This is a genomic window from Burkholderia sp. Bp8998, assembly GCF_003854235.1.
GTDB lineage: Bacteria > Pseudomonadota > Gammaproteobacteria > Burkholderiales > Burkholderiaceae > Burkholderia.
This window is the reverse complement of record NZ_QTQF01000010.1, coordinates 42,917-59,360: the sequence shown is the minus strand read 5'-3', so window position 1 is coordinate 59,360 and position 16,444 is coordinate 42,917. Positions and strand designations below refer to the sequence as shown.

Annotated in this window: 13 protein-coding genes; 7 read left to right on the top strand and 6 right to left on the bottom strand. The window is 69.1% G+C overall.

The features are described from left to right. Positions 1 to 12: 12 nt before the first annotated feature. Positions 13 to 1,227, bottom strand: a complete 1,215-nt coding sequence (purT, locus tag DIE06_RS12850; RefSeq protein WP_124661754.1) for a formate-dependent phosphoribosylglycinamide formyltransferase — start codon at positions 1,225 to 1,227, stop codon at positions 13 to 15. 216 nt (positions 1,228 to 1,443) lie between these two features. On the opposite strand from purT, the gene DIE06_RS12845 reads away from it, so the two are divergent. Further along, on the top strand, positions 1,444 to 1,989 hold the full coding sequence (locus DIE06_RS12845) for an META domain-containing protein (RefSeq protein ID WP_124661753.1): 546 nt from the start codon (positions 1,444 to 1,446) through the stop codon (positions 1,987 to 1,989). Positions 1,990 to 2,178: 189 nt separating this feature from the next. Further along, positions 2,179 to 6,354 carry a DNA translocase FtsK gene (locus DIE06_RS38990; RefSeq protein ID WP_124661752.1) on the top strand — a complete coding sequence of 1,392 codons (4,176 nt, stop codon included), beginning with the start codon at positions 2,179 to 2,181 and terminating at the stop codon, positions 6,352 to 6,354. Between the two features lie 110 nt (positions 6,355 to 6,464). Here DIE06_RS38990 and DIE06_RS12835 read toward each other — a convergent pair whose 3' ends face one another. Then, positions 6,465 to 7,712, bottom strand: coding sequence for a lactonase family protein (locus tag DIE06_RS12835; protein WP_185733400.1), 1,248 nt, complete (start codon positions 7,710 to 7,712; stop codon positions 6,465 to 6,467). 166 nt (positions 7,713 to 7,878) lie between these two features. Between DIE06_RS12835 and DIE06_RS12825 the strand changes: the two genes are divergently transcribed. Then, complete coding sequence (locus DIE06_RS12825) at positions 7,879 to 9,708, top strand: glycoside hydrolase family 15 protein (RefSeq protein ID WP_124661750.1); 1,830 nt, start codon at positions 7,879 to 7,881, stop codon at positions 9,706 to 9,708. Positions 9,709 to 9,916: 208 nt separating this feature from the next. Further along, positions 9,917 to 11,401 (top strand): polyhydroxyalkanoate depolymerase, encoded by a 1,485-nt coding sequence (locus DIE06_RS12820; protein WP_124661749.1) that lies wholly within the window; start codon positions 9,917 to 9,919, stop codon positions 11,399 to 11,401. A 94-nt stretch (positions 11,402 to 11,495) separates the two neighbouring features. On the opposite strand, the gene DIE06_RS12815 is transcribed toward DIE06_RS12820, so the two are convergent. Beyond that, positions 11,496 to 12,128, bottom strand: a complete 633-nt coding sequence (locus DIE06_RS12815; protein WP_124661748.1) for a TetR family transcriptional regulator — start codon at positions 12,126 to 12,128, stop codon at positions 11,496 to 11,498. 156 nt (positions 12,129 to 12,284) lie between these two features. On the opposite strand from DIE06_RS12815, the gene rsxB reads away from it, so the two are divergent. Then, positions 12,285 to 13,286, top strand: a complete 1,002-nt coding sequence (rsxB, locus tag DIE06_RS12810; protein ID WP_124661747.1) for an electron transport complex subunit RsxB — start codon at positions 12,285 to 12,287, stop codon at positions 13,284 to 13,286. Further along, positions 13,283 to 13,927: an endonuclease III gene (nth, locus tag DIE06_RS12805; protein WP_124661746.1), complete on the top strand. Its 645-nt coding sequence runs from the start codon at positions 13,283 to 13,285 to the stop codon at positions 13,925 to 13,927. The genes rsxB and nth overlap by 4 nt, the downstream gene beginning before the upstream one ends. A gap of 34 nt (positions 13,928 to 13,961) precedes the next feature. Here the strand turns inward: nth and DIE06_RS12800 are convergent, their stop codons facing one another. Beyond that, complete coding sequence (locus DIE06_RS12800) at positions 13,962 to 14,891, bottom strand: DMT family transporter (protein ID WP_124661745.1); 930 nt, start codon at positions 14,889 to 14,891, stop codon at positions 13,962 to 13,964. 224 nt (positions 14,892 to 15,115) lie between these two features. On the opposite strand from DIE06_RS12800, the gene DIE06_RS12795 reads away from it, so the two are divergent. Further along, complete coding sequence (locus DIE06_RS12795; protein WP_409364500.1) at positions 15,116 to 15,583, top strand: DUF1841 family protein; 468 nt, start codon at positions 15,116 to 15,118, stop codon at positions 15,581 to 15,583. Between the two features lie 72 nt (positions 15,584 to 15,655). On the opposite strand, the gene DIE06_RS12790 is transcribed toward DIE06_RS12795, so the two are convergent. Beyond that, positions 15,656 to 16,015: a cytochrome c gene (locus DIE06_RS12790; RefSeq protein ID WP_124612467.1), complete on the bottom strand. Its 360-nt coding sequence runs from the start codon at positions 16,013 to 16,015 to the stop codon at positions 15,656 to 15,658. Between the two features lie 41 nt (positions 16,016 to 16,056). After that, complete coding sequence (locus DIE06_RS12785) at positions 16,057 to 16,416, bottom strand: c-type cytochrome (protein WP_124661743.1); 360 nt, start codon at positions 16,414 to 16,416, stop codon at positions 16,057 to 16,059. Positions 16,417 to 16,444 lie beyond the last annotated feature (28 nt).

Here is a 16,444-nt window from a genome sequence, read left to right as displayed (position 1 = left end):
CTCCTGGCCGTGTCAGCGCGCCGACACGGGCCGCACGGCCGCCGCGGCGCGCTTCGCGCGTTCGCGGGCTTCGTCGACGGTCGCGCCGGTCGCGAGCGCGACGCCCATGCGCCGCTTCGCAAAGCTTTCCGGTTTGCCGAACAGGCGCAGGTCGGCGCCCGGCACGGCCAGCGCGTCGCGCACGCCCTCGAACGCGATGCCGCGCTCGTCGAGCCCGCCGTAGATCACCGCCGACGCGGCCGGCGAGCCGAGCGTCGGATCGACCGGCAGCCCGAGAATCGCGCGCGCGTGCAGTTCGAACTCCGACTGGCGCTGCGACGCGAGCGTCACGAGGCCGGTGTCGTGCGGCCGCGGGCTCACCTCGGAGAACCAGACTTCGTCGCCGCGCACGAACAGCTCGACGCCGAACATCCCGCGCCCGCCGAGCGCCTCGGTCACCTTGTGCGCGATCTCGCGCGATTTTTCGAGCGCGACGGCGCTCATCGGCTGCGGCTGCCAGGATTCGACGTAGTCGCCCGCCACCTGCACGTGCCCGACCGGTTCGCAGAAGTAGGTGCGCGTCTCGAGCGTCGCCGGGTCGATCGCGCGCACGGTCAGCTGCGTGATTTCGTAGTCGAAATCGATGAAGCCCTCGACGATCACGCGGCCGTGGTTCACGCGGCCGCCCGCCATCGCGTAGTCCCAGGCGGGCTTCATGTCGGCCTCGGTCCGCACGACCGACTGTCCCTTGCCCGACGACGACATCACCGGCTTCACGACGCACGGCATGCCGATCTTCGCGACGGCCGCGCTGAACGCGTCGAACGACTCGGCGAACGCATACGGCGACGTTGCCAGCCCGAGCTCCTCGGCCGCGAGTCGGCGAATGCCTTCGCGGTTCATCGTGAGCTGCGTCGCACGTGCGGTCGGGATCACCTCGGCCAGGCCGGCTGCCTCGATCGCCGCGAGCGCATCGGTCGCGATCGCCTCGATCTCCGGCACGATCAGGTGCGGACGCTCGGCCTCGACGACCGCGCGCAGCGCGGCGGCGTCGGTCATGTCGATCACGTGCGCGCGATGCGCAACCTGGTGGCCCGGTGCGTCCGGATAGCGGTCGACCGCGACGACTTCGACGCCGAGCCGCTGCAACGCGATGATGACTTCCTTGCCGAGTTCGCCCGCGCCGAGCAGCATGACGCGCGTGGCCGAGGGTGAAAGCGGCGTACCGAGCCGCTGACCGATCTGCATGTGATTTCCCGCTGGTTCTGTTGGAGGACGAAAACGGCTTCGATGTTAACACGCGCATCCGCGCCGGTCCGGCCGGTTTCGTCGCGTCGCCGCCCCGCCGCGCGAGGCGCGCGGGCGGATTGCGAACGTTTTCATGCGCGAAGTGTCGGCTCGCCTCGCGCGGGGCGGGTGCGTTACTCTTACGCCTTGATCAGAATCCGATGAGGAACGAGGCTCATGTCCCACCTGTCCGCCGCCGCACGCGCACGCACCGGCCTGCTTCGCCCGTTGCGCACGCCGCTCTGCGCGTTGACGCTTGCCACGCTTCTCGCCGCCTGCGCGATGCCGACCCACCCCGATTCCGCCGCCCCCTCACCCGACCCGTACAACCCCGCCGCCGTCCAGTTGCTCGACGACACGACCTGGGAACTCACGAGCTGGGTGAACCCCGACGGCACGCCACGCACGATTCCGCACGGCGACAACGGCGAGCCGATCAAGCTCGCGCTGTCCAGCGAATCGGGCGTCCGGCGCGCCAGCGGCTTTTCGGGCTGCAACCGCTACATGGGAACCTACGCGCTCAAGAACGGCCTGCTGAGCTTCGGGCCGCTCGCCGGCACGCGCATGGCATGCCCGAACACGCTCGGCGGCCAGCTCGAACACGCGTACCTCGATGCGCTCGCGCACATCGGGAAGACCGGCGTGCAGATGCGCGAGCCGCAGCAATTGCAGATCGTGACCGAAGCCGGCGCGACACTGACCTTCACGCGTCGGAGCACCTGATGCAGCGCACGGGCGAAGGCCGACCGGCCGCCTTCGCCACGCGCGCATCCCGGACGCACGCGTCGCGCGGCCTGGAGGCGCTTCGACGCCTTCATGCTGCCTTGGCGTCCTGTCAGTCTTGTTCGTCGGCCGGTTAAACTCGGCGGGTCGCGCACCGCGCTCCCCGCCTTCTTCCTGTTTCATCAAAGCATGCACACGGTTGTCTTCGGCTGGTTCGGCATCTCCGCCGTCTGGTTCCTCCTTCTCATCTGGCGTCTCGTTCAGGCGATGCTGCCCGGCGGCGGCGGACTCGCCGGCCGCGGCTCGATTCGCCTGTGGCTCGGCTTCGCGGCCGTGTTCGTCGCAAGCTGCGCGCTGACGAGCCCGCTGTCGGGCTCCGACACGAATGCGCTCGGCCACGCGTTCTCGAACGGTTTCGCGCATGTGCTCGGCCCGATCGGCACACCGGTCGCGATGGTCGTACTGTTCTTCGCGGGCCTGCCGTGGCTGACCGGCATCGGCTGGCGGCAGTTCGCCGCGTGGGTCGACACGTCGTTCGGCGTCAAGCTCGCGCGCGACGTCGACGACGACGTGCGCGGCGTCGCCGACCTGCCGCGCAGCGCGCTGCATCGCGACGACGACATCGTGCAGCCGACCACCGCCCATACCGTCAACTCGATGGCGCCGCGGCAGAACGGCCGGTATTCGCGCCCGACGTCGTGGAAACCCGATCCGCAGGCCCGGCCGAAGCCGCGCAGCAACGCAGCGCCGCGTCCGCTCGCGGAGCCGGTCGCGCCGTCGGGCTGGCTGAAGCCCACGTCGGCCAATCGCATGCCCGCACCGGGCGCGGCGAGCGCCATGCCGCCCCCGACGACCGGCAGCACCGCCAGCCTCGCGCGCGCCGCCGCGAACGCACAAGTGCCGCGCCCCAGTCCGGCCCCGCTTCCGGCCGGGTTCGAGCCCGTTCGGCCGCAACCGACCGCCGCGCGACCGGCCGCAGCCGCACTGAAGCAGCCGGCCGCGCCGCGCACCGCGGTCACGCCACGCCCGGCCGCCGCGACGCCGCCGCGCACACCGGCGCGCCCGGTGACGGGCGCCGGCGCCGCCGGCCAGTCGCCGGATGCGGCACGACGCCGCCCCGCGCCGCCGGCCCCCGCACGCGCGCCGCTCTACGCGTGGGTGCAACAGCCCGCGGAGCCGATCACGCCTGCGCCGAGCGTGCACGACACGCTGCGCTCGATCGAGGCCAGTACCGCGCAGTGGGCGACGCTGGACGGTGTGCGGTCGACCGATGCGTCGCCGGCGACGACCGCCGCGGCGACCGTGGCCGGCGCGGTTGCATCGGCAGGCAGCGTGGCCGCGTCGGCATCGCCGGCGGCACCGGCCGGGATCGCTCCGGGCACGCACCTGGCCGCGCCTCACGACGCAGGCCGCCCGGACGCGCACGAAGGGGCGCCGGCATACGACGACGCACCGATCGTGCTGGATGCGTTCATGCCGGCCGAGCCGCGCGCACGCATCGATTCGGGTGCCTCGGCGTTCGGCGAGACGGTGCGGCATGCCATATCGGATCTCGGCGTCGAGACCGATGCGCCGACGCGTCATGCGGACGGCGAACCACGGCATGGCGCCGATGTGCGTGCCGCGCCGGCATTCGATGCCCCGATCGACTTTGCGCCGTGGGAAGACATCGTCAGCCAGCCGGTTTCCGGACTCGGCGCATCGCACGAAAGCCCGATTGCCACGCCGCGGTCGGACGCGGAAGAGCCGATGGCTGCGAGCGCGGCTGTCGATACGCTTTCGGCGGCCGTCACGTCGACGGCAAGTGCCATCGGCCGCGCCGTCGACGCGAAGGATTCGGCAACGGCCGCCGGGCTCGTCGGCCAGGTCCAATCGCGATCTGAGGTGCCTGCCGATACCGCGGCATCGGTCGATACGAAACAAGGCGTGCACGCGACTCAGGACGTTGTGAACCTTGTCCAGCAGGTCACGCCGACCACTCCCCTCTCCGCTTCGCCGGTCGCGGCAACGCCGGCGCGGCCGCTTGCCGATGCGATGCCGGTCGCGGCAGCGACGACGGCAGCCTCGGCCGCGTCGAATCCGGCACCGGCGCCGGTGGCGTCGACCTCCGCGATCGCGGAATCCGCTTCCGTTAATGCCACGGGATCCCCCGCATCGTGGTCGCAGCCGTTGTCCGCTGAACCCTTCTCTGCTGCGCAGACACCCTCGGCAGCAGACGCGTCGTCGCCCGTCGGCCGCGCGCCCGGTTCTGCTGCGCCGGCACCGGCGCACACGTCGAGCAGCACGCCAGTCGCCACGCCGCCTTCGTTTGCCGGCATGACGAACATGGCCTCCGGTTCGCTGTCGCAACCGGCCGCATCGGCAGCGCCCGCATCGGTTGCGCCGTCCGCGCCACGCGCAGTGGCGGCGACCTCCGTCCTGGCGTCTACGACGGAGTTCGGTGGCACGCCTGTCTCGACAAATGGCGCGCTGGCCTCCTTGGCCGCAACCGCCGCCGCTGCGGCACCGGCCGCGTCCCCGACTTCCGCGCCCCCACCGGTGCCGGCATTGCCGACCTTCTCAGCGCCGGGCGGATTCATCGACACGGCGACACCGGCGCAATCCCTCGCGTCCGCACCGGCGCCGCAGGCCCAGCCGTTCACCGCCCCGCCGGCGCCCGCCGCTGCGCCGGCGAGCTGGTCAATGCTCGGCACCGGCGCGACGCCTGCGATAACCGGCACCGCCATCCCGGCCGTCACGACCGCGTCGCTTCCGGCCGCAACGCCACCGGCGGTCACCGTGCCACCGGCACCGGCGGAATCGATCACCCCGGCCCCCGATGCATCGGCCGCTTCCGCACGCCCGCCGCGTCCGAACGCGTTCGAATTCCACGCACCCGCATCGTTCAACGTCGAACTGCCGACGCTCGACCTGCTCGAGCCCGCCTCCGATGACGTCGAAACGATCACCGAGGAACACCTCGCGCAGACGGCCCAGGTGATCGAACAGCGCCTGCAGGAGTTCAAGGTGCCGGTGACGGTGGTCGGCGCATCGGCAGGCCCGGTGATCACGCGCTTCGAGATCGAGCCCGCACTCGGCGTGCGCGGCAGCCAGATCGTCGGCCTGATGAAGGACCTGTCGCGCGGGCTCGGCCTCACGTCGATCCGCGTCGTCGAGACGATTCCCGGCAAGACCTGCATGGGCCTCGAGCTGCCGAACGCGAAACGCCAGATGATCCGCCTGTCGGAGATCCTCGAATCGCGCCAGTACCAGCATTCGGCGTCGCAGCTGACCATCGCGATGGGCAAGGACATCACCGGCCACCCGGTCGTCACCGATCTCGCAAAGGCGCCGCACATGCTGGTCGCGGGCACGACGGGTTCGGGCAAGTCGGTCGCGATCAACGCGATGATCCTGTCGTTGCTGTACAAGGCGACGCCCGAGGACGTGCGCCTGATCATGATCGACCCGAAGATGCTCGAGCTGTCGGTCTACGAAGGCATCCCGCACCTGCTCGCGCCGGTCGTCACCGACATGAAGCTCGCGGCGAACGCACTGAACTGGTGCGTCGGCGAAATGGAGAAGCGCTACCGGCTGATGTCGGCCGTCGGCGTGCGCAATCTCGCGGGCTTCAACCAGAAGATCCGCGACGCAGAGGCGAAGGAAAAGAAGATCGGCAACCCGTTCTCGCTGACGCCCGACGATCCCGAGCCGCTGTCGAAGCTGCCGCTGATCGTCGTCGTGATCGACGAGCTGGCCGACCTGATGATGGTCGCCGGCAAGAAGATCGAGGAGCTGATCGCCCGTCTCGCGCAGAAGGCGCGCGCGGCCGGCATCCACCTGATCCTCGCGACCCAGCGTCCGTCCGTCGACGTGATCACCGGCCTGATCAAGGCGAACATCCCGACGCGCGTCGCGTTCCAGGTGTCGTCGAAGATCGACTCGCGCACGATCCTCGATCAGATGGGCGCCGAATCGCTGCTGGGCCAGGGCGACATGCTGTTCCTGCCGCCGGGCACGGGCTACCCGCAGCGTGTGCACGGGGCGTTCGTCGCGGACGAGGAAGTGCACCGGATCGTCGAATACCTGAAACAGTTCGGCGAGCCACAGTACGAGGAAGGCATTCTCGACGGCCCGGCCGCCGATGGTGCGACGCAGGACCTGTTCGGCGACGCGCCGGATGCGGAAGCCGATCCGCTGTACGACGAAGCGGTCGCGTTCGTGGTGCGCACGCGGCGCGCGTCGATCTCGTCGGTGCAGCGGCAGCTGCGTATCGGCTACAACCGCGCCGCGCGCCTCGTCGAGCAGATGGAAGCGGCCGGACTCGTGTCGCCGATGGGCATCAACGGCAGCCGCGAGGTGCTCGTGCCGGCCGCGGCCGACTGAGCGTGGCGGCCGTACGGCCGCCGACGACCGATACGGGCGCCCCGCGCAAGCGGCCGCCGGAACGAACAAGGGCGCTGCGTCGGCAGCGCCCTTTTTTCATGGACCGCGATTTACAGCGCCACCGGCACCAGCTTGAAATCGACCGGGCTGCCGACCGCCACCTTCTGCGGGTTCGCGCCGAGCCGCCCTGTTTCGACATCGCGGCTGAACACATAGAACGCGTCGCTGTCCTGGTTGCCGACGATCAGCCACTTGCCGGTCGGATCGATCAGGAATTCGCGCGGCGTCTTGCCGAGGCTCGACTGGCGCCCGACCGTCTTCAGCCGGCCGTCGGTCGGGTTCACCGCATAGATCACAATTTCATTCACGTCGCCGCGGTTGCTCGCATACAGGAAGCGGCCGTCCGGCGACAGGTGGATCGCGCCGCCGCCGACCTTGCCCTTGAAGCCCGGCACCGTCATCGGCTGCGTCTCGACCGGCGTCAGCTTGCCGTCGCGGTAGCCGAACACCTCGACCGATGCGTTGAGTTCGCTCGTCACGTACGCGAACCGGCCGTCGGCGCCGAACACCATGTGACGCGGGCCGGCGCCGGCCTTCACCGGCGTGTAGCGCGTGTCGGTCGGGCTGATCAACCCGCGGCTGCCGTCCACCGTGTAGCGGTAGCCGTAGATCTTGTCCGCACCGAGGTCCTGCACGAACAGGTAACGGCCATCGGGCGAGAACACCGTCGAGTGGACGTGCGCGCCGTCCTGGCGCCCCTTCACGGGCCCCGTGCCTTCGTGGTGCGTCGTCAGCACGGCCGGGCCGACCGCGCCGCCGTCGCGGATCGGGAACACGGCGAAGCTGCCGCCCGGATCGGCCGCGACCGAGTAGTTGGCCGTGACGAGGTACTTGCCGTCCGGCGACAGCGCGAGATAGCAAGGATCGTTCCCTTCCGACGACACGCGGTCGATGAACGTGAGCGAGCCCGTCTTCGGATCGAAGCCGAACGCGCTGATGCCGCCGCGCTGCGTGGCCGGCCCGTTGTCGCCGGGCAGTTCGTTGACCGCGTAGACGGTGCGACCGTCGCGGCTCGGCAACAGGTAGGACGGATTCACCGTCTTCGCCGACGACACGGGCGCGACGCTGCCCGTTTTCGTATCGAAGCGGTACACGTAGATCCCGTCGCTGCCGTGCCCCGTATAGGTGCCGACGAGCAGGTTGTAGACGCCGTCGGCCGGTGCCGGCGATTGTTGTGCGAAGGCGTGGGTCGCGGACAAGGAAAGCACGATCGCGAAACCTTTCATCCAGTGAGCGAACCTGAGCGGGAACCCTCGTGTCGAAGCGCGCGCGTCATGCTCGCGTAAACGGTTGGGCATTCAATCCTCCTTGCATCGAGTCGCTTCAAGTGTTGAGATAGGACGAAACGCCGGCCGTTCACGCGCTCCGCCGCCCGGCCGAGTATACGGGGCGCGACGCCGGCGCGTGAAGCCCGGGTGCCGCAGCCTGCTTTGTGAACTCGAATAACCCAAGGACCGCTTGCCCATGCCCGCCTTGATCGAAGACTACGCGCTCGTCGGCGACGGCCACACCGCCGCGCTGATCTCGAAAGACGGCTCCGTCGACTGGCTGTGCTGGCCCCGCTTCGATTCGGGCGCCTGTTTCGCGGCGCTGGTCGGCACGCCCGAGCACGGCCGCTGGCTGCTCGCGCCGGCCGCCGACGCCACGATCACGCACACGACGCGCCGCTATCGCGGCGACACGCTGATCCTCGAAACCGACTACGAAAGCGCCGACGGCGCCGTCACCGTGATCGACTTCATGCCGCCCGGCAATGGCTGGTCCGAACTGGTCCGGATCGTCGTCGGCCGCCACGGCACGATGAAGATGCGCATGGAACTGGTGTTGCGCTTCGACTACGGTTTCTCGATCCCGTGGGTCACGCAGCTGACGCGCGAGGACGGCATGAAGGCGATCGCCGGCCCCGATACCGTGGTGCTGCGCACGCCGGTGCCGCTCACCGGCAAGAACCTCCATACGCTTGCGGAATTCACGGTGAGCGCCGACGAGCGCATCCCGTTCTCGCTCAGCTATGCCGCGTCGCACCTGCGGCTGCCGCCCGCGCGCGATCCGCTGTCGATGCTCGCGCGCACCGAGAACTACTGGCTCGAATGGTCGGGCCGCTGCCAGGTGCAGGGCCGCTACGCGGCCGCCGTGCGCCGTTCGCTGATCACGCTGAAGGCGCTCGCGTACGAGCCGACCGGCGGCATCGTCGCGGCGCCGACCACGTCGCTGCCCGAGAAGATCGGCGGCAACCGCAACTGGGACTACCGCTACTGCTGGCTGCGCGACGCCACGATCACGCTGCTCGCGCTGATGCGCGGCGGCTATTACGACGAGGCGCGCGCGTGGCGCACGTGGCTCGGCCGCGTGATGGCCGGCTCGCCCGAGCAGATCCAGATCATGTACGGGATCGCCGGCGAGCGCCGGCTGCCGGAAATGGAGCTCGACTGGCTGCCCGGCTACCAGGATTCGAAACCGGTGCGTGTCGGCAACGGCGCCGCGAACCAGCTCCAGCTCGACGTGTTCGGCGAAGTGATGGCCGCGCTGCACTTGGCGCGCGTGGGCGGCCTGCAGGCCGACGACACGGTATGGTCCGTCCAGTGTTCGCTGCTCGACCATCTCGAGAAGATCTGGCGGGAGCCCGACGAGGGCATCTGGGAGACGCGCGGCGGCCGCCGCCATTTCACGTTCTCGAAGGTGATGGCGTGGGTCGCGTTCGACCGCGCGATCAAGTCTGCGGAGATGTTCCGGCTGCCCGCGTCGCTCGACCGTTGGCGCGCGCTGCGCGACCAGATCCACGCCGACGTGTGCGTCAACGCATGGCATGAAGGCAAACAGGCGTTTGCCCAGAGCTACGGCAGCGACGAGCTCGACGCGAGCGTGCTGCTGCTGCCGCTGCTGGGCTTCCTGCCGCCGGAAGACCCGCGCATCGTCGGCACGGTGGAGGCGGTCGAACGGGAATTGCTGCACGATGGCCTCGTGATGCGCTACCGCACGACCGAGTACGACGACGGTTTGCCGCCCGGCGAAGGCACGTTTCTCGCGTGCAGCTTCTGGCTGGTCGACAACTACGCGCTGCTCGGCCGGATCGACGAAGCGCACCGGCTGTTAAGCCGGCTGCTCGCACTGTCCAACGACCTCGGGCTGCTCGCCGAGGAATACGACCCGGTCGAGGGCCGGCTCGTCGGCAATTTCCCGCAGGCGTTCTCGCACGTGGCGCTGGTGCATACCGCGATGAACCTGATGCACCATGAAGAGGCGATGGCGCGCGCGGCCGGCCAGCCCGCGCCGGCCGTGGCGACGGGGCGCTGACCGGCGGCGAGGCGGTTTCTTCAGAGATCGTCAATTCGCAAAACCTTGATGAATAACCGGAGAAATGTTGCATTGCAACATTCATCGTTGTCCGATATGATCGACTCGATTGACCAGCCGCACTGCAACACGGCCGGTCGCTGGCCCACACGGCACGCCGCGACGCCCCACGCTGCCCGGCACCGTCCCCCACGCGGGAGTAGTCTGCATGCTTTACCAACTGCATGAATTCCAGCGGGCGATGCTGAGCCCGCTCACGGCCTGGGCCCAGGCCGCTTCCAAGTCGTTCGCCAATCCGTCCAGCCCGTTCTCGCTGATGCCCGGCGCGACGCGGATGGCCGCCGCGTACGAACTGATGTACCGGCTCGGCAAGGATTACGAGAAGCCCGAATTCAACCTTCACCAGATCGTCAAGGACGGCCACAACATCCCGATCGTCGAGCAGACGATCATCGAGAAGCCGTTCTGCCGGCTGCTGCGCTTCAAGCGCTATTCGGACGACGCCGATGCCGTCACGCAGCTGAAGGACGAGCCGGTCGTGCTGGTCTGCGCGCCGCTGTCGGGTCACCACTCGACGCTGCTGCGCGATACCGTGCGCACGCTGCTGCAGGATCACAAGGTGTACATCACCGACTGGATCGACGCACGGATGGTGCCGGTCGAGGTCGGCCCGTTCCACCTGCACGACTACATCGCGTACATCCAGGAATTCATCCGCCACATCGGCGCGCGCAACCTGCACGTGATCTCCGTGTGCCAGCCGACCGTGCCGGTGCTCGCGGCGATCTCGCTGATGGCGAGCCGCGGCGAGGACACGCCGCTCACGATGACGATGATGGGCGGGCCGATCGACGCGCGCCGCAGCCCGACGTCGGTGAACTCGCTCGCGACGCAGCACTCGACCGCGTGGTTCGAGAACAACGTGATCCATACGGTGCCCGCGAACTATCCGGGCGAAGGCCGTCACGTGTATCCGGGCTTCCTGCAGCACACGGGCTTCGTCGCGATGAACCCGGAACGTCACGCGCAATCGCACTGGGATTTCTACCAGAGCCTGCTGCGCGGCGACGAGGACGACGCCGAAGCGCACCGCCAGTTCTACGACGAGTACAACGCGGTGCTCGACATGGCCGCCGAGTATTACCTGGAGACGATCCGCGTCGTGTTCCAGGAGTTCCGGCTCGCGGAAGGCACGTGGGATGTCGCAGGCGAGCGCGTGCGTCCGCAGGACATCAAGCACACCGCACTGATGACGATCGAGGGTGAGCTCGACGACATCTCGGGCAGCGGCCAGACGCACGTCGCGCACGAGCTGTGCACGGGCATCCCGCAGGACGATCGCCGCAGCCTGACCGCCGAGAAGTGCGGTCACTACGGGATCTTCTCGGGCCGCCGCTGGCGCACGATCATCTACCCGCAGTTGCGCGACTTCATCCGCGAGCATGTGCCGGAACCGAAGAATGGCGCGACGAAGACGCCCGATGCGCCGGCCACGACGACGCTCGCTGCCGTGCCGAGCGCCAAGCCGCAGCCCGAAGCGACGGCGCGCGCGACCGCCGCGAAGCGTACACGCGCGAAGGCCCCGGCCGCGACGGTTGCGCCCGCCAGGACGGCCGCCGTGAAGGCCGCACCGGCCGCGAAACGCGCGGGCAGCACGCGCGCCAAGCCCGCTCGCACGCGCAAGGCCGCCTGACGCGCCGCGTTCCGACGCAAAAACGCCGCCGTTGCTTGCGCACGGCGGCGTTCTTTTATCCGGGCGCAGGTGAGTGGCTCGGCGGCGCGTCGGTTCAGCGTCGCAACAGATACGCGAGCAGCACCTCGGTGTTCATCCTGACCATCTCCGCGCGCTCGTCGGCTTCGCTGAAGTCGCGGCCGAGCGTCGCGGCGAGCGTGAAGCGGTTCGACACGATGTAGTAGCCGAGCCCCGACAGCGTCACGTAGAAGTGCAGCGGATCGACATCGCTGCGGAACAGGCCGGCCTTCTGGCCGCGCATCAGCACGTTGCCGAGCTTCGCGACGATCGGCGACATCATCTCGCGGATCCGCGTCGACTTGTGCAGGTAGCGCGCTTCGTGCAGGTTCTCGTTGTTGATGAGCCGCAGCAGTTCCGGATGATCGCGGTAGTAGTCCCACACGAAATGCGCGAGCCGCGTGACGGCCTCGACGGGCGCGACGCCATCGAGATCGAGCACGCGCTCGGCCTCGGTCAGCGACGAAAACGCGTGTTCGAGCACGGCTGTAAACAGCTGCTCCTTGCTGCCGAAGTAGTAATAGAGCATGCGCTCGTTGGTTTCGGCCCGGCGCGCGATCTGGTCGACGCGTGCGCCGAACAGCCCTCCACTCGCGAACTCCTCGGCTGCCGCCATCAGGATGCGGCGGCGTGTACCTTCAGGATCTCTTTTGATTTTTGGCTGATTCATGGTGGCGTTTTGCTATGTGAGCCGCGTGATCCGGACCGGCACCCCCACCGCCTCGGCGCCGGCTGCCCTGGAACGAGCGCGCCGCGTGCGGCCGCCCTCCTGCTGAGCCCCTGCAAAAAAGCGGTTCGATTATGCGCACAGACAGCGTCCAGCGCAATGCGGGAAATCGGCGATAATCAAGGTTTGGCAAACCTTTCCGGCCGCGCCAGACGCGGCCGAGAGCCATTCGGCGCTGCTGCGCCCGTTGTCACCGTGACCGAATCCAAGACCCTCGCGGATCGCATCGAAGATCTGCTTCCCCAGACGCAATGCACGAAGTGCGGCTATGACGGCTGCCGTCCGTACGCCGACGCGATCGCCGCCGGCGACGCGAACTACAACCAGTGCCCGCCCGGCGGCGCCGAAGGCATCGCACGCCTCGCGAGCCTGCTCGGCAAGCCCGTGATCCCGTTGAACCCCGTCAACGGCACCGAGCATCCGCGCGCCGTCGCGTTCATCGACGAAAGCCTGTGCATCGGCTGCACGCTGTGCATGCAGGCGTGCCCGGTCGACGCGATCATCGGCGCACCGAAACAGATGCACACGATCATCGAATCGCTGTGCACGGGCTGCGACCTGTGCGTGCCGCCCTGCCCGGTCGACTGCATCGCGATGGTCCCCGTGACCGACGAACGCACCGGCTGGGACGCATGGTCGCAGGAACAGGCGGACGCCGCGCGCGAGCGCCACGACCGCCGGCTCGCCCGCCAGCGTCGCGAACGCGAGGCCGCCGAGGCACGCGCCGCCGCCCGCCGCGCGGCCAGCGCCGGTGCGGCCAAGGCCGCGCCGGCCGCGGCACAGCCTGGCGGCGCACCGAGCGCGGCCCCGGCTGACGACGCCGACGACGCCGACGCGAAGAAACGCGCGATCATCGCCGCCGCGCTCGAACGCGCACGCAAGAAGAAGGAAGAACTGTCCGAGCAAGGCGCCGGGCCGAAGAACACCGACGGTGTGAGCGCGGCCGTGCAGGCGCAGATCGACGCGGCCGAAGCCCGCCGCAAGCGGCTCGCCGAACAGCAGGCGCAGCGCGACGCCGAGGCCGCCGGCGACCATCCCGACGATCCGAACAACGGCGACCGGAACGGCCCGTCCGCGCCGCCCGACAAAAACCGTCCATGAACGCCACGAAACGACGCGCGATCTACGAAACACTGCAGAGCCTCAATCCGCATCCGACCACCGAGCTCGAATACACGACGCCGTTCGAATTGCTGATCGCGGTGATGCTGTCCGCGCAGGCGACCGACGTGTCGGTCAACAAGGCGATGCGCAAGATGTTCCCGGTCGCGAACACCCCGCGACAAATCGTCGCGCTCGGTGAAGAAGGCGTCGCCGACTACATCAAGACGATCGGCCTGTACCGCACCAAGGCGAAGAACGTCGTCACGACGTGCAACATCCTGCTCGAGCGCTACGACGGCGAGGTGCCGGCCGATCGCGAGGCGCTCGAGAGCCTGCCGGGCGTCGGCCGCAAGACCGCGAACGTCGTGCTGAACACCGCGTTCGGTCAGCCGACGATCGCGGTCGACACGCACATCTTCCGCGTCGCGAACCGCACGGGGCTCGCGCCGGGCAAGGACGTGCGGGCCGTCGAGGCCGCGCTCGAGAAGTTCACGCCGAAGGAATTCCTGCAGGACGCGCATCACTGGCTGATCCTGCACGGGCGCTATGTGTGCAAGGCGCGCAAGCCCGAATGCTGGCACTGCGCGATCGAGCCGCTGTGCGAATTCCGGCCGAAGACGCCGCCGCCGAACGAGTGAGCGCGAGCCGCGGCTGTCTCCTTCCCCTTTCCCGCTATGCGTTGGACGTCGCCGTCGCGTCGTCGGCCGCCGCGCCGCCCGCGCGCACGAGTGCCAGCACGGCCGCGAGGATCGCGACGCCGCCGATCCACTGCAACGGCGACAGCGCCTCGCCGAACAGCAGCGCCGCGAGCGCGACCGTCACGACCGGTTCGAGCGTCGACAGCATCGACGTGCGCGCGGCGCCCAGCCGCTCGAGCCCGGCGAAGAACGCGAGCATCGCGGCGACCGTCGACACCAGCGCGATCGCAAGCATCGACGCCCAGCCTGCACCCGTCGCCGGCCAGCGCGGCGGCGCGCCGAACGCCGCGGTCCGCACGATCGCGATCGCGACGAGCGTCGCGGTCGCCGACAGGCAGATGATGGCGGTGGTCGCGAGCGGATCGACGCCGCGCGTCGCCTTCGCGCCGCCGACGATGTACAGCGAATAAATCACCGCGGCGGCCAGCGCGAGTGCGATGCCGAGCGGCTCGCCGCGACCGCCCCCGACCATCAGCGCGGAGCCCGCGACACAGAGCACGAGCGCGACCGCCTTCGCGCGCGTGAGGCGCTCGCCGAGCCACCACGCGGCCAGGAGCGTGACGAAGGCCGGGTACAGGTACAGCAACAGCGCGACGAGGCTCGCCTGCGCATGCTGGAGCGCGCTGAAATAGCAGAACGACTGTCCGACGTAGCCGAGCGCCCCCATCGCCACGAGCGGCGCGAGCGTGCGGCCGCGCGGCCATGCGACGCGGCGGTGCCGGGCGATCGCGGCGAGGATCGCGCCGCCGATCGCGAAGCGCACGATCAGCAGCCCGAGCACGTCGACGCCGGCCGCATAGGCATAGCGGCCGAAGATCGCCATCGCGCCGAACGCGGCGGCGGACAGCGTGACATAGAGCGCGCCCTGCAGCGCGGCGGACGATGAACGGGCGGTGGCGGACATGATGGAACGGTGCGAGCGCGACGACGGGAATCGTCGGAGTGTAGCGGCGCGGCGGCCGGCAGCCTAGCCCGCGCTTACCCGTTGGCACCGCGCCCGACCCGCGCAGGCTGGCTCCGGCCGGCGTCGCCACGATGCGCCCCCGTGCCCGCCCCACCCGCGCCCCACCCGCGCGCCACCCGTCGCCAGCACCGTGCGCCGACCCGGCGTACAATGCGCGACGCGGCATGACGCCGCCCGAATCACGACGTTTCCCCACCATGTTCAATCCGAGTCGCGACGAAGTCCGTCGCTTTTTCTCCGAGACCTGGCGCAAGCAGCGCGCCGGCGAGATCCTGACGCCGCTGGAAGCGATGGCAGCCGACTGGATCGTCGAGCACCCCGAATACCACGACGACCTCGCGGACGCCGACGGCGCCGCTGCGCGCAACTACACGCCCGAGGAAGGTCGCACGAACCCGTTCCTGCATCTGTCGATGCACCTCGCGATCAGCGAGCAGCTGTCGATCGACCAGCCGCCCGGCATCCGCGCCGCGCACGACAAGCTGGCCGCGAAGCTCGACTCGACGCACGAGGCGCAGCACATGATCATGGAATGCCTCGGCGAGACGATCTGGGAAGCGCAGCGCACCGGCACGCCGCCCGATACGGACGCGTACCTGCAGCGTATCCTGCGCCGCGCGTCGCGCGACTGAGCGCCGCGGACAAAAAAATACCCCGCCGCGGCGGGGTATTTTGGCTGCACTGGCCGCGAAGGCCCGGCGCGCTTACTTCTTGAAGACGAGATCGGTCTCTTTCAGCGACTCGATGTAGGCCGCGATGTCCTTCATGTCGTTGACCGACAGGTTCTGCACCTGCGCCTGCATGATCGCGTTGTTGCGACCGAGCAGCGGGTTCGTCAGCCCCATCTGGTACTGGCGCATCGCCCACACGAGGTAGTCGGCGTGCTGGCCCGCGAGGCGCGGATACTCGGCGTTGATCGGCTTGTTCAGCTGCGCGCCGTGGCAGGCCGCGCAGTTGTGCGATTCGACCAGCTCCTTGCCCTTCGTGGTGTCCGCCGCATGCGCGGTACCGATCGCGAGGCCGGCCGCCAGTGCAACCGCCGCCGTCTTGAATGCGTTGTTCATGAATGCTCCTGTCCCGCCGGTAAGAATCGGCGGCGCGCGCTTTACTTGTAGGGATTGTCCTTCGTGTCGACCTTCTGGGCGGCGTAGTAGGCCGCCAGGTCCGCGATGTCCTGGTCCGTCAGCGAACCGGCGATCGCGTTCATCGACGGGAAGTGGCGATCCTTCTTGCGGTAGGCCTTCAGCGCGTTCTCGAGATATTGCTGGTTTTGGCCGCCGATGACGGGCACCCGGTAGACCTCCGGGTACGCCGCGCGGTAATCCTGGATGCCGTGGCAACCGATGCACATGGCGGCCTTGCTTGCCCCGTCCTTCGGGTTGCCGACCACACCGGCCGCCTGCGCGCTGCCCGCGAGCGCCACGAGCGCTGCGACAACGACGTGTTTGCCGACGAATTTGTTCATAGCTCTTGTAACCTAGCTTGAGGGGAAA